A 19,904-nucleotide genomic window follows, 5' to 3' on the forward strand; every position below is an offset into this window, starting at 1 on the left:
GTGGAACGTGCACTTCGACTTCGCTCAGTGCGAACGGGGCTCAGTACCAACTTCCGTTCCGCCTGAGCGAAGTCGAAGGCCAAGGGATTACAACGCCCCCAGATCGATCGCCCCATTCTTGTCCAGCCACTGCCCCGCCTCGGGCATCGGGTATTTCAGCCCCGTCGCGCAGTTGAACAGCACCACGCGCTCGTCCTCATCGACCAGATTGTCGCGCACCGCCTGGTTGTACGCCGCCAGCGTCGCGCCGCCCTCGGGACAGAGCAGCAGCCCGTCCTTCTTCGCGCAGTCCTCGACCGCCTTCAGGATCGCCGGGTCGCCCACCGCCAGCGCCGCGCCGCCGGATTCGCGGACCGCGCGCAGGATCAGGAAGTCGCCGACCGCCTTCGGCACGCGGATGCCCGCCGCCACGGTCGCGGCATCCTCCCAGCGCTCGGCATGTTCCCCGCCCGCCTCGAACGCGCGGACGATGGGGGCGCAGCCGCTGGCCTGCACCGCATACATGCGCGGGCGTTTGCTGCCGATCCAGCCCAGCCGCTCCATCTCGTCGAATGCTTTCCACATGCCGATCAGGCCGGTGCCGCCGCCGGTCGGGTAGAAGATCGCATCGGGCAATTCCCACCCCAGTTGCGCGGCCAGTTCCAGTCCCATCGTCTTCTTGCCCTCGATCCGATAGGGCTCTTTCAGTGTCGAGAAGTCGAACCAGCGCCCCTCGGCCGCGCCGCGCCCGACGATCGCGCCGCACTCGTCGATCTGGCCGTTGACCCGCCAGACGCGCGCACCCTGGGCAGCGATCTCTCGAACGTTCACTTCGGGCGTTTCCTCCGGGCAGAGGATGACGGTCTCGATCCCGCAGCGCGCGGCATAGGCGGCCAGCGCCGCGCCCGCATTGCCGTTGGTCGGCATCGCGATCCGCGTCACGCCCAGTTCGCGTGCCATGGCCACTGCCATGACCAGCCCGCGCGCCTTGAACGAGCCGGTCGGCAGCCGCCCCTCGTCCTTGACCAGCACCGATCCGCCGCCCGAGCGGGGAATGGGGATCAGCGGCGTCTCGATCTCGCCCAGCGAGACGATGCTGTCGGTGCGGCGGACGGGCAGCAGCTCGCGCCAACGCCACAGATCGGTGTCGCGCGCCGCGATGGTGTCGCGCGACACCGCCCGGCCCAGCGCCTCCAGGTCGTAGCGGACCAGCAGCGGCCGTCCGGCGCGCGACAGGCCATGGAGCTGGTCGGCCTCATAGCGCTCGCCGGTCAGCGAGCATTCCAGATGGGTGACGAAGGTCGGGCGGTCTTCGGTGAGGTTGCGATTCATGGCCCCAGCCTATCGGCCGAAACCGCCCGACACCATAGGTTTAGCCCGGGCTGGCCGCCGACCCCGCTAGCAGCCCGCCGTCGATGGTGAACTCCGATCCGGTGATATAGGTCGCCTCGTCCGAGGCCAGCATGACCGCAATGGCCGCCACTTCGTCCGGCTCCCCGAAGCGTTTCAGCGGCGTATCGGCGACCAGCGCCGCCATCTTCGCCTCCCGGTCGGGACCGTCGCCCAGCATCGGTTCCCAGATCGGGGTCAGGATGGCGGCGGGGTGGATGGAGTTGCAGCGGATTTTCCATCCCGCTTGCGCGCAATAGAGCGCGACCGTCTTGCTGTGGTTGCGGATCGCCGCCTTGGACGAGGCATAGGCCGCCGCCCCCGGTATCCCGACCAGCCCCGAGCGCGACGAGATGTTGATGATCGATCCCGTTCCCGCCGCCTTCATCGCGCCGATGGCATAGCGGCACCCCAGGAAGGTGCCGTCCAGATTGACCCGGTGCACCGCGCGCCAGTCCGCCAGCGAGGCATGTTCGGGGTCGTGCGGGACATAACCGTCCTCGAACCCGGTGATCCCGGCATTGTTGACGACGACATCGGCGGCGGGGACGATATCGGCGAGGCGCGCCCAGTCGGCTTCGTCCGAAACGTCGAGCGGCTCGAAGCGACAGCCGATGCCCTCCGCCGCCGCGATGCCGATGTCGGAATCGCGGTCGGTCAGGATGACGGTCGCGCCTTCCTCATGAAAGCGGCGGGCGATGGCATGGCCGATCCCGCGCGCGGCGCCGGTGACGACGCACATCTTGTTCTGCAAGCGTGGCATAAATTTCTCGAAATGATGGGCCAGGGGGGGGCGGAGCGTGCCGCCGGATTTTACCTTTGCCGCGTCAACGGTGCCGCTGGATCATTTCGAAAACTCCCGGTTTTGGGTTGGCCCCTTCTACCATGCTTTGAGTCCCGGATCATCGTTTTTGTTCGCGCGGAGGCGCGGAGGTGTCTGTATGGGCCGCGCTGTCGCATGCTCTCTCAATCGGAAGACGAAGTCGGTTGGTTGTGAATGGAGGCAGCCTGCGGCTGGGCAAGACACCTCCGCGTCTCCGCGCCTCCGCGCGAACAAAATTACCGGTCCGCCATCCCCGCCATCTGCCGATCATGCACCCGCGACAGCGTCACCACCGCCACGACCGCGCCGATGAGGCACATCAGCATGTCCCATTGCGTGTCCCACGGATCGCCCTGAGTCCCCAGAAACTCGTCCGCGCCTTGGCCCAGCGCCATCGCCGCGCCGAACTCGATCAGTTCATACGCCGCGCTCACCGCCAGACAGCACGCGATGACGAGGAAGGTCAGCATCCCGCCGCGCACCAGCCCGCCCCGCCAGGTCAGCCATTCCCGGAACACGATGGCGGGCACGAAGCCCTGCGCGAAATGGCCCAGCCGGTCATAGGGGTTGCGCGCCAGATGCAGCCAGTCCTGCACCCAGAAACCGGCGGGCACCCGCGCATAGCTATACGCCCCGCCGAGCATCAGGATCAGGCCGTGGAGACCGATCAGGACCAGCGCCAGCCCGGTCAACGGAAAGCGCCGTCGCAGTGCCCAGAGCAAGGGCAGGGCGATTAGCACCGGCGCGACTTCCATCCACCAGGTCGTCCGGTCGAACGGATGACGCCCCGAGGCGATCAGCCCGACCATCCAGACCACGCTCAACAGCGCCAGTCGCATCCCGCTTCCCGACATGGCCCGACGATAGCGGCGGGGATGACGGGCGCAACCCGATTGCCCTGCCCCGAACGGGATGCGATGGGCGAGGCCATCAACCAGGACAGGCCCGCCATGATCATACGCAGCGACGAGACCCAGGATGTCGAGGTGCCCGGCAACGGCACGATGCGGATGCACCTGTTCCGCCCCGCGATCGAAGGGCGCTTTCCCGGCATCCTGCTGTTTTCCGAAATCTATCAGGTGACGGCGCCGATCCGGCGGCTGGCGGCCATGCTGGCGGGGCAGGGCTATGTCGTCGCGGTGCCCGAGGTCTATCACGAATATGAGCCCGCGGGCACGGTGCTGGCCTATGACAAGCCGGGCACGGACCGGGGCAACGACCTGAAGTTCACCAAGCCGGTCGCCGCCTATGACGCCGATGCGACCGCAGGGCTGACCGCACTGGCCGCGCATCCCGCGTGCAACGGGCGTCTCGGCACGTTCGGCGTCTGCCTGGGCGGGCATCTGGCCTATCGCGCCGCGCTCGACCCGCGCGTGGGGGCGGCGGCATGCTTCTACGCCACCGACATCCATTCGGGCACGCTGGGCGAGGGGCGTTCGGACGACAGCCTGGCGCGCATGGACGAACTGAAGGCCGAGGCGATGTTCGTCTGGGGACGGCAGGACCCGCACGTCCCCTATGCCGGGCGCGAGACGATCCGTGCGCGGCTGGAAGAGGTGGGCGCCTCCTATGAATGGCATGAGGTCGCGGGGCAGCATGCCTTTCTCCGCGATGAGGGGCCGCGTTACGATCCCGCGCTGTTCCTCCAGGCGATGAACTGGACCCTGGCGCTGTACGCCCGCGCGCTGCGCTGAGGCAGGAAGGGGCGGTTCGGTTGGTCCGTTACGAAGACGATATGTTTGCCGAAGTTTAACCGGTTCTGACCAATATGGGCAGGAAGGATATCCGCCGCCCATGTCAGCCCCCCTCCCCTCTCGCCATTCCGGCGACGTCACGCCCATGCTCCGGACCGATCGGCGGGGCGCGGTGATCGTCGAGTTCGCGCTGGTCGCCGCGCCGTTCATCGCGCTGCTGCTGGCGATCCTCCAGTCGAGCCTCGCCTATCTGGCGCAGGAGGCGCTGGAGAGTGCGGTCGAGGTCGCGGCGCGCGGTATCGTCACCGGCCAGACCCAGGCCGCCGATCTGCACGGCCTCGGCACCGGCCTGACCAAGGCGCAGCTGGCGGAGCGGTTCCGCAGCAAGGGGTGCCAGTCGCTGCCCAGCTTCCTCTCCTGCTCGCGGCTGTTCGTCGATGTGCAGAGCGTGGCGGCGGGGGCGACCATCCCGATCGGCGGCATGGGGGCGCTGAACTTCGATGCGGTGACCCGGAAGTTCACCGACCTGTCCTATGACGTGGGATCGCAGGGTTCGCTGGTCACGGTGCGCTTCATCTATCTCTGGCCGATGCCGATCGCGCCAGCCGCCGATCTGTCGCCGCTGAGCGGCAAGCCGACCATCCTGATCGCGACATCGGTGTCGAAGACCGAGGCCTATCTGTGACGGCGCGCGTGTTTCGGACCCTGCGCGGCGACACGCGCGGCGTCGCACTGGTCGAATTCGCGATCATCCTGCCGGTGATGCTGGTCCTGTATCTGGGCGGGGTGCAGTTGCAGGACACGATGGCGTGCAAGCGCAAGGTGACGATCACCGCCCGCGCCGCCGTCGACCTGATCGCCCAGAACGCGACCGGCAAGATGACGAAGGCCGAAATCCAGTCGAACCTGATCGCGGCCTCGCAGGTGATGCAGCCCTATGCCGCCGGTAGCGCGCAAATCCGGGTGAGTCAGGTTTTCACCGACCAGAATCGCAAGACGTCGGTCATCTGGAGCCGGGGTCAGAATATCCAGGGCTATCGCCGTGGCGCTCGCCCGCCCATTCCGACGGCGATGAGAGTTCCCGGCACGACGTTCCTCGTTGCCGAAATACGCTACCCCTATCGTCCCGTTGCGACCTTCGGCGGTGTCGGCGCGATGACGCTGAGCGATACCTTGTGGATGGTGCCGCGCAACACGGACCAGATCACCTGTTTGGATTGCTGAAAGTCATGATCCCCGCACTTCTCCGATCCACAAGCGACGCGCTGCGGAACCGCCGTGGTGCGGTGATGATGATGTTCGCCATGGCGCTGCCCATACTGATCTTCTCGATCGGAATGGGGATCGATTATGCGCGCGCGATGAAGGCGCAGACCAGGATGAACGCAGTCGCGGATTCGGCTGCGCTGTCGGCGGTCAGCAAGATCGCGATGAACATGACGGACGGCGATGCCGTGGCCTATGCCCGCAAGATCTTCGACGCCCAGGCCCAATCGCTCGTCACGGCGGGCGACATCCGTATTGCGGATGTCAGGATCGATGCGCCGACGGATAATACCGGTCGCCGCAGCGCCACGGTCAGCTACAAGGCGACATCCAACAATGTCTTTGCGAAGATCCTGGGGCTGAACACGCTGGCCATCGGAGGACGATCGCAAACGACCAACGCCCTGGCGCCCAACATCAACTTCTACATGCTGCTGGACGTTTCCAGTTCCATGGCGTTGCCGACGACCAGCGCAGGGCTGGCCAAGGTGGCGGCCAGCAACTCCAGCAACTGCCAGTTCGCCTGTCATTCGGTCAATGACCTGAAGGGGCGCAGCGCCAACGGAGCCACGACCGACTTGTACGGTGTGGCGCAATCCTATGGGCTGACGCTACGGATCGACGACGAGGGTACAGCGGTATCGCGGCTGACGACGAATGCCACCAACACCTCCAGCAAAACCGGGGCAAAGTACCAGATCGCCGTTGCGTTGTTCCGGGGGCGGGGGGGCTTTCTGCTTAAACAAAATCTTACGGATAAGATGTCGGACGTCATTGCGTCGACGAAAAATCTTGCGCCCTTCCAATATGATCGGAACGGTTGTCCGACGGCCGAATGCCAGTCGAGCGAAGTGGGTTACCTGGATACGGACACCGGTATCAGTGACGCGATGGAGCAGATCAACAACGTCATGCAAACGCCGGGCACCGGAATTAACAACGCTCAGCCTCAAACAGTGATGTTCTTGGTGACCGATGGCATGCGCGATGAATTGCGTGATGGCGGGCTTCCAGAGATCGCGATCGACACGGTGCCCTGCAATGCCATCAAGGCGCGTGGTATTCGGATCGCCGTTCTTTACACCGAATATCTGCCGGAATCGCTGACCGGCGACTGGTGGTCGGAAACCTATATCAAGCCCAATCTCTACAAGATCGAACCTGCGTTGCAGGCGTGTGCGTCGCCCGGTCTCTACACCAAGGTTTCGACCGATCAGGATATTTCGGCGGCCATGGCCGCGCTGTTCCAGAACGCCGTCGCGACCGCGCGGATCACGCAATAAGCTTAGGGGCGGGGTCTATCCCCGCCCCGATCACCCCGCCAGCGCCTCGACCTGCTCGGCCAGTTCCAGCCAGCGCATCTCGGCCTCGTCCTTTTCGTCGCGCGCCTTTTCGATCGCCTTCATCAGGCGGTCGAACTGGGCCGGGTCCTTGGCATAGAGATCGGGGTCCGCGAGCTTCGCCTCGTCGCGTGCGATGCCCGCCTCCAGCTCCTCGATCCGCTTGGGCAGCAGTTCATAGTCGCGCTGATCCTTGTAGCTCAGCTTGGTCTTCGCCTGCACCGGCGCGGCGGGCGAGGGGGCGGCCTTGGCCGGAGCCTTCTTCGCCTCGGACGGCTGCTTGCGCTTGGCGACCCAGTCGGCATAGCCGCCCGCCACCACGTCGACCGTACCCGACCCGTCGAGGCCGAGCGTCACCGTCACCGTGCGGTCCAGGAAGTCGCGGTCGTGGCTGACGATCAGGACGGTGCCTTCATAATCGCCAATCACCTCCTGCAAGAGGTCGAGCGTCTCCAGATCGAGGTCGTTGGTCGGTTCGTCGAGGACCAGCAGGTTGGATTCGCGGGCGAATTCGCGGGCGAGCAACAGGCGCGAACGCTCGCCGCCCGACAGCGTCCCGATCTTCGCCTCGGCCAGCGAAGGGTCGAACAGGAACTCCTTCAGATAGCCGTGGATATGCTTGCGGACCCCGCGCACGTCGATCCAGTCGCCGCCGTCCGCCAGCACCTCGCGCACGCGCTTTTCGGGGGCCATCAATTTCCGCTGCTGGTCGATGATAACGCCGTCCAGCGTCTTGGCGAGGAAGACGCTGCCCTCATCGGGCTGGGTCTCGCCGGTCAGCAGGCGCAGCAGCGTCGTCTTGCCCGCCCCGTTGGAGCCGACGATGCCGATCCGGTCGCCGCGGGTGACCTTCAGGCTCAGGTCCTTGATGATCGTGCGGTCGCCGTATCGCTTGGTGACATGCTCGGCCTTGATGACCTCCTTGGTCTTCACATCGTCCGACGCGATGCCGAGCTTGGCGGCCCCCTGCGGCCCGATCATCGCGGCGCGGGTGGCGCGCATCTGGACCAGCTTTTCCAGACGGCCCTGGTTGCGCTTGCGCCGCGCGGTGACGCCGCGATGGAGCCAATGCTCCTCGATCTTGAGTTTGGCGTCCAGCTTTTCGGCGGCGCGCTGTTCCTCGGCATAGACCTGTTCGGTCCAGGCGTCGAAGCCGCCGAAGCCGACCTCGTTGCGCCGCATCTGCCCGCGATCCAGCCACAGCGTCGATTTGGTCAGGCGGGTCAGGAAGGTACGGTCATGGCTGATGACGATGAACGCGCCGGTGAAGCGCTTCAGCCAGTCCTCCAGCCATTCGATGGCCGCGAGGTCGAGATGGTTGGTCGGCTCGTCGAGCAGCAGCACGTCCGGGTTCATCGCCAGCGCGCGCACGATCGCGGCGCGACGCCGTTCGCCGCCGCTGGCGGTCGATGCCTCGCGCGTTAGGTCGATGCCCAGCTGTCCGGCGATGGCATCGGCTTCATAGCTTTCCGGCGCGTCGTCGCCCGACAGGACATAGTCCCCCAGCGTCGCGCACCCGGCCAGATCGGGGTCCTGTTCCAGATAGACGACATGGGTGCCCGGCACGATCACGCGCCGCCCCTCGTCCGAATCGATGATCCCGGCCATCAGCTTCAGCAGAGTCGACTTGCCCGCCCCGTTGCGCCCGATCAGCGCGAGCCGATCGCGCGGACCGACATGGATATCAAGATGCCGGAAAAGCCAGCCCGAACCTTGTACAAGGCCCAGGTCTTCGTAGGAAAGAACGGGTGCTGCCATGATGGCCTTGCAGTTAGGGGCGGATGCGGAACCCGGCAAGCGGTCCATGCGCTGTCGCGCGGCTGCATGATCCATTCAGAGGCTGTTCAACGGTTGACCGCTATGCCAATTTCATGTCGATGACCGTCCTTCTGGCTCTGCTCGCCGCACCGCTGGGTTCACCGCCGATGATCGAGGCCCCGATGGGGATGGGCCCCGATCAACGTCGCGGCGACCAGATGCGCGCCTATCAGCAGCGCAAGGAAGGCAATCTGTCGCTGCGCGAGATCGAGGCGCGGGTCGTGCCGACCATGCGCGATTCGCAGTATATCGGTTTCGATTATGATGCGGGTGCGTCGGTTTACACGCTCAAATTCCTGCGCAATGGCACGGTGATCTGGGTGGAGGTGGACGGCCGTACCGGCAAGGTCATCGGCCGAACCGACGGCTGATGACCGGCTTGTCGGTCAACCCCATACAAATACAGGGAGTTTTGCGATGCGCGTTCTGATCGTCGAGGACGAGCCCAATCTCGGCCAGCAGTTGAAGGCCACGTTGGAAGGCGCGGGCTATGCCATCGACCTCGCCACCGATGGCGAGGAAGGGCATTTTCTGGGTTCGACCGAAAGCTATGACGCGATCGTGCTCGACCTGGGGTTGCCGGAAATCGACGGGCTGACCGTGCTCGACCGCTGGCGCAAGGAGGGCAAGACGACGCCCGTCCTCGTCCTGACCGCGCGCGACAGTTGGTCGGACAAGGTGGCGGGTCTGGACGCGGGCGCCGACGACTATGTCGCCAAGCCGTTCCAGACCGAGGAGCTGATCGCCCGTTTGCGCGCGCTGATCCGCCGCGCCAGCGGCAACGCCTCGTCCGAGCTGACCGCGGGCGATGTCCGTCTCGACACCCGTTCGGGCAAGGTCACGCGCGCGGGCGAGCCGGTGAAGCTGACCGCGCAGGAATATAAGCTGCTGTCCTATCTGCTCCATCACAAGGGCAAGGTGGTCAGCCGGACCGAGCTGATCGAGCATATCTACGACCAGGATTTCGACCGCGATTCGAACACGATCGAGGTGTTCGTGACGCGCATCCGCAAGAAGCTGGGCCAGGACGTGATCACGACCATCCGGGGCCTGGGTTACAGCTTGGACGATCCGGCGGCGGGGGCGGCGGCGGGTTCGGCGGCCTGATCCGGCTTTTTCCGTGACGGAGGGACATACACCGCGCCGGACGCTGCGCACGGGATCGCTGTCGCGCCGCATGATCCTGATCGCCGCGACTTGGATGCTGCTCCTGTTGACCGGCGGCGGTTTCGCGCTCGACCGGGTGCTGGTGTCCGCCGTCACGCAGAATTTCGACGACCGCCAGGCCTATGTGCTCCAGTCGCTATTGGTGTCGGCGGCGGTGGATTCGGAGGGCGAGGTCTGGTTCAACCGCGAGCCCGCCGACCAGGGCTTTCTGGAGCCGGGATCGGGCATCTACTGGCAGGTGTCGGGCAAGGGGCATGAGCCCTTTCCGTCACGCTCGCTCTGGGACCGGCGGCTGGCGTTCGGCTCGGCGCATAATGACGACACGATCCACGTCTATACCAGCACGCAATTCCCGGACGAGAAGCTGCGCGTCGTCGAACGCGATGTGAAGCTGCCCGGTTCGGACGTGCGCTGGCGGTTCCAGGTGGCGCAGCGGACGACCGGGTTGGACGCGCAGATCGGGGCGCTGCGACGGACGCTGGTGCGCAGCTTCGCGCTGCTGGGCGTCGGCCTGTTGCTGATGGCGGCGATGCAGACCTTTTACGGCCTCTATCCCTTGCGCCGCGTGCGCGAGGAGATCGCAGCGATGCGCGCCGGGAAAGCCGATCGCATCTCCGACGCGATGCCCAACGAGGTCGCGCCGATGGTCGAGGAGCTGAACGCGCTCATCGAGCATAACGAGAAACAGGCCGAGGAGGCGCGGCGGCACGCGGGCAATCTGGCGCATGCGCTGAAGACTCCGCTGACCGTCATCATGAACGCCGCGACCGCCCAGTCCGAGGATCTGGCAGAGACGGTGATCCGCGAGGCGCGCACGATGCGGCGGCAGGTCGACCATCATCTGGCGCGCGCGCGTGCGGTCGGGCGGCGCGGCTCGGCACATAGCCGCGCCGAGGTCTGGCCCAGCCTGCAATCGGTCGAGCGCGCCGTCGGCCGCCTCTACCGCCATGTCCGTATCGATGTGGACGGGCCGAAGGATCTGGTCGTCCATGTCGAGCGCCAGGACCTGGACGAGATGCTGGGCAACTTGGTCGAGAACGCCGCCAAATATGGCGGCGGCAGCGTCTTCGTGACGGTGGCGGCACAGGCCGGCTTCGTCGAGATCCTGGTCGAGGACGACGGCACCGGCATTCCGGAAGACCAGCGTGTCCGTATCTTCGATCGCGGCGTGCGGCTGGACACGGGCAAGCCGGGGACGGGCCTTGGCCTGGCGATCGTGCGTGACGTGGCGGAGATTTACGGCGGCACGGTCGGGCTGGAGGAAAGCGAGGACCTGGGCGGACTGCTCGTAAGGCTCAGGCTTCCGGCGGCGGTGGGGTGATATCGGGTCGTGCGAAGCCGCGATGGCGTGAACAGGATTATGTTCGCGCAGAGGCGCGGAGGACGCAGAGGTGTCTTGTGGGGCTGGGCCAAATCGCCCCGTCTTATGTCTTTGCTGGCGGCCTGACGGATTTCATTCCTCCCCTGTAAGGGGAGGGGGACCATCCGGAGGATGGTGGAGGGGTGTCCTCCTATCGACAGCGCGACACCCCTCCGTCAGCGCTTCGCGCTGCCACCTCCCCTTAAATGGGAGGAATGAGAGGGTCCGGTTCATTCAAGCCAAACCCCCTCCGCGTCCTCCGCGCCTCCGCGCGAACCATCTTTTCTTCGCGACATCGCGGTTTCGCGTGAACCCAAAAAGTTCAGGCCGCCACCATACCCAACGCATCCATGGCCCGCGCCGCGATCCCGATCGACCGCTTGCGCGAGTCATGGTCGAAGATCGAGCTGACCACCATCACCTCATCCACCTTGGTCCGCTCGACGAAGGCCGCCAACTGCCGCTCCACGGTCGCGGGCGAGCCGATCGCCGAGCAGGACAGGACATGGTCGAGGATCGCCGATCCCTGCACGCCCAGGCTCTCACGATAGCCGGGGACGGGCGGGGGCAGCTTGCCGGGGTTGCCGGTGCGCAGCGCGACGAAGGCCTGTTGCTGCGAACTGGCCAGCCATTCGGCCTCCTCATCCGTGTCGGCGGCGAATACGTTGAAGCCCGCCATCGCATAGGGCTTGTCGAGTACCGCCGACGGCCGGAAGTCGCGGCGATAAATCGCCAGCGCATCGTCCAGCGCATCGGGCGCGAAGTGCGAGGCGAAGGCATAGGGAAGGCCCAGTGCGGCGGCGAGTTGCGCGCCATAAAGGCTCGACCCCAATATCCACATTTGCGGTTTCGCGCCCGCGCCCGGCGTCGCGACGATGCCGGTCTGGCCGTCATCGGCGAAATAGCTTTGCAACTCCATCACGTCGCGCGGGAAGGCGTTGGGATCGCTGTCGAGCGTCCGGCGCAGCGCGCGGGCGACGCGCTGGTCCGATCCCGGCGCACGGCCCAGCCCCAGGTCGATTCGACCGGGGAACAGTGCATCGAGCGTCCCGAACTGCTCGGCGATGGTCAGCGGCGCATGGTTGGGCAGCATGATGCCGCCCGCGCCGATGCGAATGGTCTTCGTCGCCTGCCCGATATGGGCCAGTACGACGGCGGTCGCGGCCGACGCGATGCCCGCCATGCCGTGATGCTCGGCGGTCCAGTAACGGTGATAGCCGACTGCCTCGGCATGGGCGGCGAGGTCGGCGGCGTTGGCCAGCGCCTGGGCCACGGTGCCGCCTTCGACGACGGGCACCAGATCGAGCAGGGAATAGCGTGTCATGTGAAGGAGATGGGGACGATCCGCCGCCCCCGCCAGCCAAGACCGCGTATCAGAAGGTCAAGCCATACTTCACCGCCAGGCCCCGCTCGGGCGGCAGCCTCGCGATATTGCCGGGGTCGCGCCGCCAGAACAGATGCGTCGACCACTCGCCCCCGCCCAGCCGGATGCCGTGGCGCAGTTCGACCAGCGTTTCCTGCCCCGCCGGGGCCAGCGACAGCCGGTTCGTCGTCCAGCCATCGACTTGGCCGGTGGCATAATCCCAATGACCGGGCAGCCGCAGGTCCAGCCCGCCGCCACTGACCCGCAAGGGCCGCGACAGGCGCAGGTCGATCCGGTCGTGGCCGAACAGTCCGACCTTGCCCGCCTCGACCGACCAGGCCCGGCTGGCCAGCACCCCGCCACCCAGGCCGCCGACCGCGCGCGTCCAGCCGCTGCGCCAGCGCGCGCCCAGCGTCCAGCCGCCATCGTCCTGCCAGCGCGCCGCCCCGTCGGCGAACCAGCTGAGCCCGCGCGCCTGGCCCAGTGCGCCGCCGAACCAGCCGCCCAGCACGGTCGACTGCTCGTCCAGCCGGGTCACGCCCAAGGTCGCGGCGACTGGCCCGATCCTGCGGTCGAACGTCACCGTCATCTGGTCATAGCCCGGCGCGGCCATGCCCGGCATCGGCGCGGCGAAGCGGCCATTCTCCGCCGCGACGCTGACGCCCACCCGGCCCATGACATGATGCACGGCAGCCGCGGCGCGGGGCGCGCGGTCCATGCCCGCGCCGGGATCGGTCATCAGATAGGCGGGGCCGGACTGGCCGGTCCACCCGGACACCATCGCGTCGCCGGTGCTGGCAAAGCCGAATCCGATGGCCGTGTCGGGGGTGAGCGTCTGGGTGACGCTGCCGGCCACGATTCGCTGCACGGCGCCGGGGGCGTCCGTCGGGACGATCGCGCGCAGCCGCGCCTCGCCGGGTGACGTGATCGCGCGGGTCAGTGCGATCGAACGGGGGCCGTCGCTGACCACCATGCCCTCGATCCGGCCGAGCAGCGATGGCGCCAGCATCGGTCGCGGCGCGGCCTGCGCCACGGTGGCGGATATGTCGACATGGTAGGCGCGGGCATAGCTGTCGAGCGCGACCAGGGTCAGCCCCTCCGCCCGCGAATCGCCCATGGCCGGGGACAGCCGCGCATTGACCCCCATCGAGACGGCGGCGCCGGTCCCCGCCACACTGGTGCCGCCGACCGGTTGGAAGGCGGCGGTCAGGTCCAGCGTGCCGCGGCCATAGACATCGTCGGTGCCGCTCGTTCCCGCTTCGCGCGCGGTGCGCAGCAGCAGGTCGGCGATCTGCGCGCCGGTCAGGTTGGGAAAGGCCTGGGCAAGCAGGGCGACCGCGCCGCTGATCTGCGGCGCGGCAAAGGAAGTGCCCGACCAGAGGAACCGCTCGCCCTTGGCATCGGGGGCCTCCACCCGTTCGCCCAGCGCGGTCAGGTAATGGGCGGCCGACTGGCCCGCCCGGTTGCTGAACGACGAGATGGTGCCGCTGGCGTTCACCGATCCGGCGATGATGACCTGTCCGCGCGCGACCGCATCATTGTTGGCGATCTGCGCCATCAGCGTGGGGTTGGACTCGCCGTCATTGCCCGCCGAGATGACGATCACCATGCCCGCCGCCGTCGCCCGACCGATCGCGGCAAGCAGCGCGCCGGGCTGAGCCTCGTTGGAGCCGAGCGAGATGTTGACGACCCGCGCGCCCGCGCTGCGGGCGGTGTCCAGACCTCGGGCGATGGCGTCGGAGGAAAAGCTGCACGTCCCGCCCAGTCCGCCATTTTCGGTGGAGCCGCCGCAGCTGCCCGGCTGGTCCGCGCGCAGCACGACCAGCGTCGCGTCGAACGCCACGCCCTGCGCCCGGCTGCCGCTGCGTCCGCCCAGCGCGGTGAAGGCGACGGCGGTGCCGTGCCCGTCCAGATCGCCGGTGCCGCGCGTCCCCGCGACATCGGCAGAGGCGCTGGAGATCCGCCCGGTGAACGCGCCGGTGCGGTCGTCCACGCCCGAGTCGATAACGCCCACGGCAACACCCGTGCCGGTCGCCCCGCGCTGATAGGCGGCCAGCGCGTTCATCGCGACCGCGCCCGTCGTCGCACGATAGCCCGGCGTGTCGTAATTCTGGGTCGGTGCGGGGGTAGGGGTAGGGGTAGGGGTAGTCGGTGTCGGCGTCGGACTGGCGATCGGGGCGGGAATCGACTGGATGCCGTTGCCGCTGCCGCCACAGGCCGCGACCATCGTGCCCGCGCCGATCACCAGGCTCCAGACTGTCGCGATGCCCCCGGCACCGCGCGCTTTCCGCGCTCGCAAGCTCCGCCCCCTCATTCCATCATTCCGCCTGCCCAACCGACAGGGGTGAGCCCGGCGCTCAGGATAGCAAGATTTTCTTGCACCATGATTAAGGGGTGGCAGGAGATGGGCCACGGGCCGGCTTGCGGCCATGGGGCCTCGCGCCTACACGCTGCCGCCATGCTGCCCGCGCTTGCCCATATCGACGCCTGGATCTTCGATCTGGACAATACGCTCTATCCGGCGAGCGCCAATCTGTTCCAGCATATCGACCGGCGGATGACGCAGTTCGTCGGCGACCTGCTGGGCTTGGACCCGGCCGAGGCGTTCCGGGTGCAGAAGGACTATTTCCACGCGCACGGCACCACGCTGGCGGGCCTGATGGCCGAACATGACGTCGATCCCGCGGCCTTCTTGGCCTATGTTCACGATATCGAGATGGACGTGCTGGAACAGGACGCGCCGCTCGCCGCCGCGCTGGCCAAGCTGCCGGGGCGCAAGCTGGTCTTCACCAATGGCGACAAGCCCTATGCGCTGAAGGTCCTCGACCGGCTGGGGCTGGGCAGCCATTTCGAGGCGGTGCACGACATCACCGCCATGGGCCTCGTCCCCAAGCCGCAGCCGTCCGCCTATGCGGGCCTGTGCGCGGCGTTCGACATCGATCCGACCCGCGCCATCTTCTTCGAGGACATGGCCCGTAACCTGATCCCCGCCAAGGCGATCGGGATGACGACCGTGTGGGTCGACAACGGTTCCGAACAGGGACCGGAGGCGGCCCGCGACCATATCGACTATACCGTCCACGCGCTGACGCCGTGGCTGACGAGCATATTGGAGGACTGACGATGGCACATGAACTGGCCGCCACCATCGATGCCGCCTGGGAAAACCGGGCCGAGTTGAACTTCGCGACGCAGGGTGAGGAACGGATCGCCGTCGACCGTGCGCTGGCGCTGCTCGACCGGGGCGAGGCGCGCGTGGCCGAGCCGGACGGCCATGGCGGCTGGACCGTCAACCAGTGGCTGAAGAAGGCCGTGCTCCTGTCGTTCCGCCTGAACGACAATGTCCTGATCGACAATGGTCCGGGTGCGGGCCACTGGTTCGACAAGGTGCCGTCGAAGTTCAGCGGCTGGTCGGAGGCCGATTTCCGCGCCGCCGGGTTCCGCGCGGTGCCGGGCTCGGTCGTGCGGCGCGGCGCGCATGTCGCCAAGGGCGCGATCCTGATGCCGAGCTTCGTGAACATCGGCGCCTATGTCGGTGAGGGCACGATGGTCGACACCTGGGCGACCGTGGGCAGCTGTGCGCAGATCGGCAAGAACGTCCACCTGTCCGGCGGTGCCGGGATCGGCGGCGTGCTCGAGCCGCTCCAGGCCGATCCGGTCATCATCGAGGACGGTGCCTTCATCGGCGCGCGCGCCGAGGTGGCGGAGGGCGTGCGCGTCGGCGAGGGCGCGGTGCTGTCGATGGGTGTGTACCTCGGCGCGTCGACCAAGATCATCGACCGCGAGACGGGTGAAGTCTTCCGGGGCCATGTGCCGCCCTATTCGGTGGTGGTGCCCGGCACGACGCCGTCGGTCGACGGCAAGCCCGGCCTCTATTGCGCGGTGATCGTCAAGCGCGTCGACGCGCAGACGCGCTCGAAGACCAGCATCAACGACCTGCTGCGCGATTGATTTTTGGCGCGCCCCTCCCGCCTGCGGGAGGGGCTTTAAATTCACGCGAAGCCGCGAAGAAGGAGTTTCGCGCGGAGGCGCGGAGACGCGGAGGTGTCGGGCCCGGTGGCGGCCTTCATCCTGCATAACTAGCCCCTGAAAAAAAACAGAACGATCGCCCAGCGCGACCCCCCTCCGCGTTCTCCGCGCCTCCGCGCGAACAGAATCTTCCCTGCTTTGCGCCCTCGCGGCTTCGCGTGAACCGGAATCACAACCCGACCCGCTTGGCCAGCCACCGCGCCGCCGCCTCCGGGCTTTCCTTTGCCGCGTCGTCGCGGTCGACCCGGTAATTCGCCTCGCGCATCGCCTCCACCGGAATTCGGTTCAGCATCGGCCGCAGCGCCTGCACGAACGTCGCGTCCGCCGCTCGGTCCTTCGCCACCAACAGCACCGCATCGTAACCGGGGATCGCGCGTTTCGGATCGCTCAGCACGGTCAGCCGCTCCGCCGCGATCCGCCCGTCGGAGGAAAAGGCGGAGATGACATCCGCCCGCCCGCTTTCCAACGCGCGGTACATGAAGGTCGGGCTGTACGGCGTCATGCTGGCGAAGCGTAAGGCATAGGCATCGCGCACCGCCGCCCATTCGGGCCGGTCCAGAAACTCCAGGTCGCTGCCCAGCTTCAATCGCGGCGCGGCGGCGGACAGATCGGCGAGCGAACGCACGCCCAGTCGCTGCGCCAGCGGGGCCTTCATGGCAAAGGCATAGGCATTCTCGAACCCCAGCGGCCCCAGCATCGTGACATCACGCGTCGCCGCCCAGCCCTTCAGCGCACCCAACATCGCCGCACGGGGCGGGGAGTCATGCCGACGCATCGCGGTCGTCCACAAGGTCCCGGCATAATCGACATAGACGTCCACACGCCCGCCCGCCGTCGCCTCGAACGCCACGGTCGAGCCCAGCCCGTCGCGGTAGCTGACGTCATAGCCCGCACGGGTCAGCCGGTCGCCGATCAGCCGCGCCAGGATATATTGCTCGGAAAAGTTTTTCGCCCCGATCACCACCTGTCGCCGCGCGTCGTGTCCACGCGGCCAAAGCGGCTGCGTCGCCAGCGCGATCCCCAGCACCAGCGCGACCAGCCCGCCGATCCACATTTCCCGCCGCCGCGTCGCCAGCCCGCGCTCGATCAGCCCGATCAGCGCGTCGACCACCAGCGCCAGCGCGGCGGCGGCGAAGCATCCCGCCAGCACCAGCGCCCAGGCCTGGGTCTGGAGCCCCGCGAAGATCAGGTCGCCTAATGACGGCTGGCCCACCGTCGTCGACAGGGTGGCCGCGCCGATCGTCCAGACCGCCGCCGTGCGGATGCCCGCCGCCAGCACCGGCGCGACCAGCGGCACCTCGACCAATCGCAACTTCTGTGCCCGCGTCATCCCCACCGCATCGGCGGCCTGCAATACCGCCGGGTCGAGCCCGACCAACCCCGTCACGCCGTTGCGCAGGATCGGCAGCAGCGCATAAAGGGTCAGCGCCAGCAGCGACGGCAGGAAGCCGAGCGCCGGTATCCCGCCGCCGACCAGCCCCGACAGGCTGAGCAGCACCGGATAGAACAGCGCCAGCAGCGCCAGCGCCGGGATGGTCTGCACCAGGCTGGCGAAGCCCAGCGCCACGCGCGACAGCCCCGGCCGCCGCGCGCAGGCAAAGGCCAGCGGCACCGCGATCAGGATACCGAGCAGCAAAGCGGCCATGCTGACCAGCACATGCTGCGCCAGCAGCGGGGGCACGCGGGCGAGGGCGTCGAGAAAGGGGCTCATGCCTGGAGCGCCGCCAGCCGCTCGGCCTGATGGCGTGGCACCGCCATCAATCCTTGCGCTGCCGTCCCGCCTTCGCCGCGCACCAGTTGGGCGGGGGTGGCGTCGGCGACGATCCGGCCCTTCTCCATCACCAGCACACGGGTGGCGGTCAGCAGTGCCTCGGCCATATCATGCGTGACGAGGATCGTGGTCAGTCCCAGCCGTTGGTGCAGTTCGACCAGCCGCCCCGCCACCGCATCGCGGGTGACCGGATCGAGCGCGCCCAGCGCCTCGTCGAGCAGCAGGATCGGCGGCTCGGTGGCGAGGGCACGGGCGATGGCGACACGCTGGCGCTGACCACCCGACAGCGCATCGGGCATCCGCTCCGCCACGTCGCGCCGCAGGTCGACCAGATCGAGCAGTTCGTCCACCCGGTTGCCCACTTCGCGCCCGGCGATGCGCAGGCCGATGGCGATGTTCGCCGCCACCGTCATATGCGGGAACAGGCCATGTTGCTGAAAGACATAGCCGATCCGGCGGCGCAGCAGGGCCGGGGGCTTGGCGGTGACATCTTGTCCGTCGATCCGCACGGACCCCGTGTCGGGCTGTTCCAGCCGGTTGACCATGCGCAGCAGCGTCGACTTGCCCGATCCGGACGCACCGACCAGCGCGACAAAACCGCCCTTGGCGATGGTCAGCGATACGTCATCGACCGCCGCGACCGTGCCATAGCGGCGGCTGACATGGTCGAGTGCGATCATAGGAGGAGCGGGGGTCACCTGCCCCTAACGCTAAATAGGCGAATTCCGCCTCACCCTGTCATGATTCGGGGCTATGCCTTGCCCGCGCCAGCCGATAAGGCGCGTAAAACATGTTCAACAAGATGGCGGATACAGGCCATCAGGAGAGTAAGATGACCCAGACCGCCAGCCAGGTTCTCGACCGTGTCCTCGTCCTCGAAATGGTGCGGGTGACCGAGGCAGCGGCGATCGCGGCGTCGACGCTGGTCGGGCGCGGGGACGAGAAGGCGGCCGACGCGGCGGCGGTCGAGGCGATGCGCGCCGCGCTCAACGAACTCGACATGGACGGCACCGTCGTCATCGGCGAGGGCGAGCGCGACGAAGCCCCGATGCTGTTCATCGGCGAGAAGGTCGGCACCGGCAACGGCCCCGAGATCGACATCGCGCTCGATCCGCTGGAAGGCACGACCATCTGCGCCAAGGCGGGGCCGAACAGCCTGGCGGTGCTGGCCATCGCCGAGAAGGGGCATCTGCTCAACGCACCCGATGTCTATATGGACAAGATCGCGGTCGGCCCCGGCTATCCGGCGGGGGTGATCGACCTGGATCGCAGCCCCAGCGACAATATCCGCGCCATCGCCGAGGCCAAGGGCGTGGCGGCCAAGGATATCGTGGTCTGCGTGCTCGACCGGCCGCGTCACGAGGGGCTGATCGCCGAGCTTCGCGCGCTGGGTTGCGGCGTGGTGCTGATCGGAGACGGCGATGTCGCGGGGGTGATCGCGACGACCGATCCCGACACGACGATCGACGTCTATATGGGCTCGGGCGGCGCGCCCGAGGGCGTGCTGGCCTGCGCCGCGCTGCGGTGCGTCGGCGGGCAGTTCAAGGGGCGGCTGCTGTTCCGCAACGATGCCGAGCGGGCGCGGGCGCACAAATGGGGCGTGACCGACCTCGACAAGCAATATGACCTGACCGAACTGGCGCGCGGAGACTGCATCTTCGCGGCGACCGGCGTGACCGACGGCTCGCTGCTGGCCGGGGTGAAGCGCCGGCCCAAGGTGATGACGACCGAGAGCGTGGTCATGCGCGCCTCGTCGGGCACGGTGCGTTGGGTGAAGGGGCAGCATCGGCTTTGATCTGGGGGGATGAGGGCATCGTCTGGATCAAGCCCCTCCCCTTCAGGGAAGGGGTTGGGGTGGGGCCTTTCCACCAGCGTCCGGTTTGCGGAAGCGCCCCACCCCCGTCC

The 19,904-nt window shown here is 67.4% G+C and carries 18 protein-coding genes; 10 read left to right on the plus strand and 8 right to left on the minus strand.

Annotated features, from left to right (window positions below; genetic code table 11):
* Positions 1-87 precede the first annotated feature (87 nt).
* The 3 genes from NS355_RS03870 to NS355_RS03880 form a co-directional block, all read right to left on the minus strand.
* Complete coding sequence (locus tag NS355_RS03870; RefSeq protein WP_058744483.1) at positions 88-1,311, minus strand: threonine synthase; 1,224 nt, start codon at positions 1,309-1,311, stop codon at positions 88-90.
* Between the two features lie 40 nt (positions 1,312-1,351).
* A complete protein-coding gene (locus tag NS355_RS03875) occupies positions 1,352-2,131 on the minus strand; it encodes an SDR family oxidoreductase (RefSeq protein ID WP_058744484.1) in 780 nt (259 codons plus the stop codon).
* Positions 2,132-2,427: 296 nt separating this feature from the next.
* Complete coding sequence (locus NS355_RS03880) at positions 2,428-3,045, minus strand: DUF2238 domain-containing protein (protein WP_058744485.1); 618 nt, start codon at positions 3,043-3,045, stop codon at positions 2,428-2,430.
* A gap of 96 nt (positions 3,046-3,141) precedes the next feature.
* On the opposite strand from NS355_RS03880, the gene NS355_RS03885 reads away from it, so the two are divergent.
* The 4 genes from NS355_RS03885 (at position 3,142) to NS355_RS03900 (ending at position 6,434) form a co-directional block, all read left to right on the plus strand.
* Positions 3,142-3,885, plus strand: a complete 744-nt coding sequence (locus NS355_RS03885) for a dienelactone hydrolase family protein (RefSeq protein ID WP_058744500.1) — start codon at positions 3,142-3,144, stop codon at positions 3,883-3,885.
* Between the two features lie 100 nt (positions 3,886-3,985).
* Positions 3,986-4,570, plus strand: a complete 585-nt coding sequence (locus tag NS355_RS03890) for a TadE/TadG family type IV pilus assembly protein (RefSeq protein WP_058744486.1) — start codon at positions 3,986-3,988, stop codon at positions 4,568-4,570.
* 8 nt (positions 4,571-4,578) lie between these two features.
* Positions 4,579-5,109, plus strand: coding sequence for a TadE/TadG family type IV pilus assembly protein (locus NS355_RS03895; protein ID WP_244489544.1), 531 nt, complete (start codon positions 4,579-4,581; stop codon positions 5,107-5,109).
* A gap of 65 nt (positions 5,110-5,174) precedes the next feature.
* On the plus strand, positions 5,175-6,434 hold the full coding sequence (locus tag NS355_RS03900; RefSeq protein WP_244489545.1) for a TadE/TadG family type IV pilus assembly protein: 1,260 nt from the start codon (positions 5,175-5,177) through the stop codon (positions 6,432-6,434).
* A gap of 30 nt (positions 6,435-6,464) precedes the next feature.
* Here the strand turns inward: NS355_RS03900 and NS355_RS03905 are convergent, their stop codons facing one another.
* On the minus strand, positions 6,465-8,249 hold the full coding sequence (locus tag NS355_RS03905) for an ABC-F family ATP-binding cassette domain-containing protein (protein WP_058744489.1): 1,785 nt from the start codon (positions 8,247-8,249) through the stop codon (positions 6,465-6,467).
* A gap of 113 nt (positions 8,250-8,362) precedes the next feature.
* On the opposite strand from NS355_RS03905, the gene NS355_RS03910 reads away from it, so the two are divergent.
* The 3 genes from NS355_RS03910 (at position 8,363) to NS355_RS03920 (ending at position 10,797) form a co-directional block, all read left to right on the plus strand.
* Positions 8,363-8,680 carry a PepSY domain-containing protein gene (locus tag NS355_RS03910; protein WP_153008035.1) on the plus strand — a complete coding sequence of 106 codons (318 nt, stop codon included), beginning with the start codon at positions 8,363-8,365 and terminating at the stop codon, positions 8,678-8,680.
* A 46-nt stretch (positions 8,681-8,726) separates the two neighbouring features.
* A complete protein-coding gene (locus NS355_RS03915) occupies positions 8,727-9,416 on the plus strand; it encodes a response regulator transcription factor (protein WP_058744490.1) in 690 nt (229 codons plus the stop codon).
* Positions 9,417-9,486: 70 nt separating this feature from the next.
* Positions 9,487-10,797: a sensor histidine kinase gene (locus NS355_RS03920; protein WP_058744491.1), complete on the plus strand. Its 1,311-nt coding sequence runs from the start codon at positions 9,487-9,489 to the stop codon at positions 10,795-10,797.
* Between the two features lie 361 nt (positions 10,798-11,158).
* Here NS355_RS03920 and NS355_RS03925 read toward each other — a convergent pair whose 3' ends face one another.
* Together NS355_RS03925 and NS355_RS03930 are read right to left on the minus strand one after the other, a co-directional pair.
* A complete protein-coding gene (locus tag NS355_RS03925) occupies positions 11,159-12,160 on the minus strand; it encodes an LLM class flavin-dependent oxidoreductase (protein ID WP_058744492.1) in 1,002 nt (333 codons plus the stop codon).
* A gap of 49 nt (positions 12,161-12,209) precedes the next feature.
* Positions 12,210-14,498, minus strand: coding sequence for a S8 family peptidase (locus NS355_RS03930; RefSeq protein ID WP_244489546.1), 2,289 nt, complete (start codon positions 14,496-14,498; stop codon positions 12,210-12,212).
* A gap of 159 nt (positions 14,499-14,657) precedes the next feature.
* Here NS355_RS03930 and NS355_RS03935 point away from each other — a divergent pair, with 159 nt between their 5' ends.
* Both NS355_RS03935 and dapD read left to right on the plus strand, forming a co-directional pair.
* On the plus strand, positions 14,658-15,320 hold the full coding sequence (locus NS355_RS03935; protein WP_058744494.1) for a pyrimidine 5'-nucleotidase: 663 nt from the start codon (positions 14,658-14,660) through the stop codon (positions 15,318-15,320).
* Positions 15,321-15,322: 2 nt separating this feature from the next.
* The gene (dapD, locus tag NS355_RS03940; RefSeq protein ID WP_058744495.1) at positions 15,323-16,150 is read left to right on the plus strand and encodes a 2,3,4,5-tetrahydropyridine-2,6-dicarboxylate N-succinyltransferase; all 828 of its coding nucleotides are present in this window, start codon (positions 15,323-15,325) and stop codon (positions 16,148-16,150) included.
* Positions 16,151-16,397: 247 nt separating this feature from the next.
* Here the strand turns inward: dapD and NS355_RS03945 are convergent, their stop codons facing one another.
* The gene (locus tag NS355_RS03945; protein ID WP_058744496.1) at positions 16,398-17,939 is read right to left on the minus strand and encodes a glycine betaine ABC transporter substrate-binding protein; all 1,542 of its coding nucleotides are present in this window, start codon (positions 17,937-17,939) and stop codon (positions 16,398-16,400) included.
* Positions 17,936-18,679 carry an ATP-binding cassette domain-containing protein gene (locus NS355_RS03950; protein WP_058744497.1) on the minus strand — a complete coding sequence of 248 codons (744 nt, stop codon included), beginning with the start codon at positions 18,677-18,679 and terminating at the stop codon, positions 17,936-17,938. Before NS355_RS03950 ends, NS355_RS03945 begins: the two co-directional genes overlap by 4 nt.
* A 152-nt stretch (positions 18,680-18,831) precedes the next feature.
* On the opposite strand from NS355_RS03950, the gene glpX reads away from it, so the two are divergent.
* Positions 18,832-19,794: a class II fructose-bisphosphatase gene (glpX, locus tag NS355_RS03955; RefSeq protein WP_058744502.1), complete on the plus strand. Its 963-nt coding sequence runs from the start codon at positions 18,832-18,834 to the stop codon at positions 19,792-19,794.
* The last annotated feature ends 110 nt before the right edge of the window (positions 19,795-19,904 follow it).

This window comes from Sphingomonas yabuuchiae (assembly GCF_001477495.1).
Classification (GTDB): domain Bacteria; phylum Pseudomonadota; class Alphaproteobacteria; order Sphingomonadales; family Sphingomonadaceae; genus Sphingomonas; species Sphingomonas yabuuchiae_A.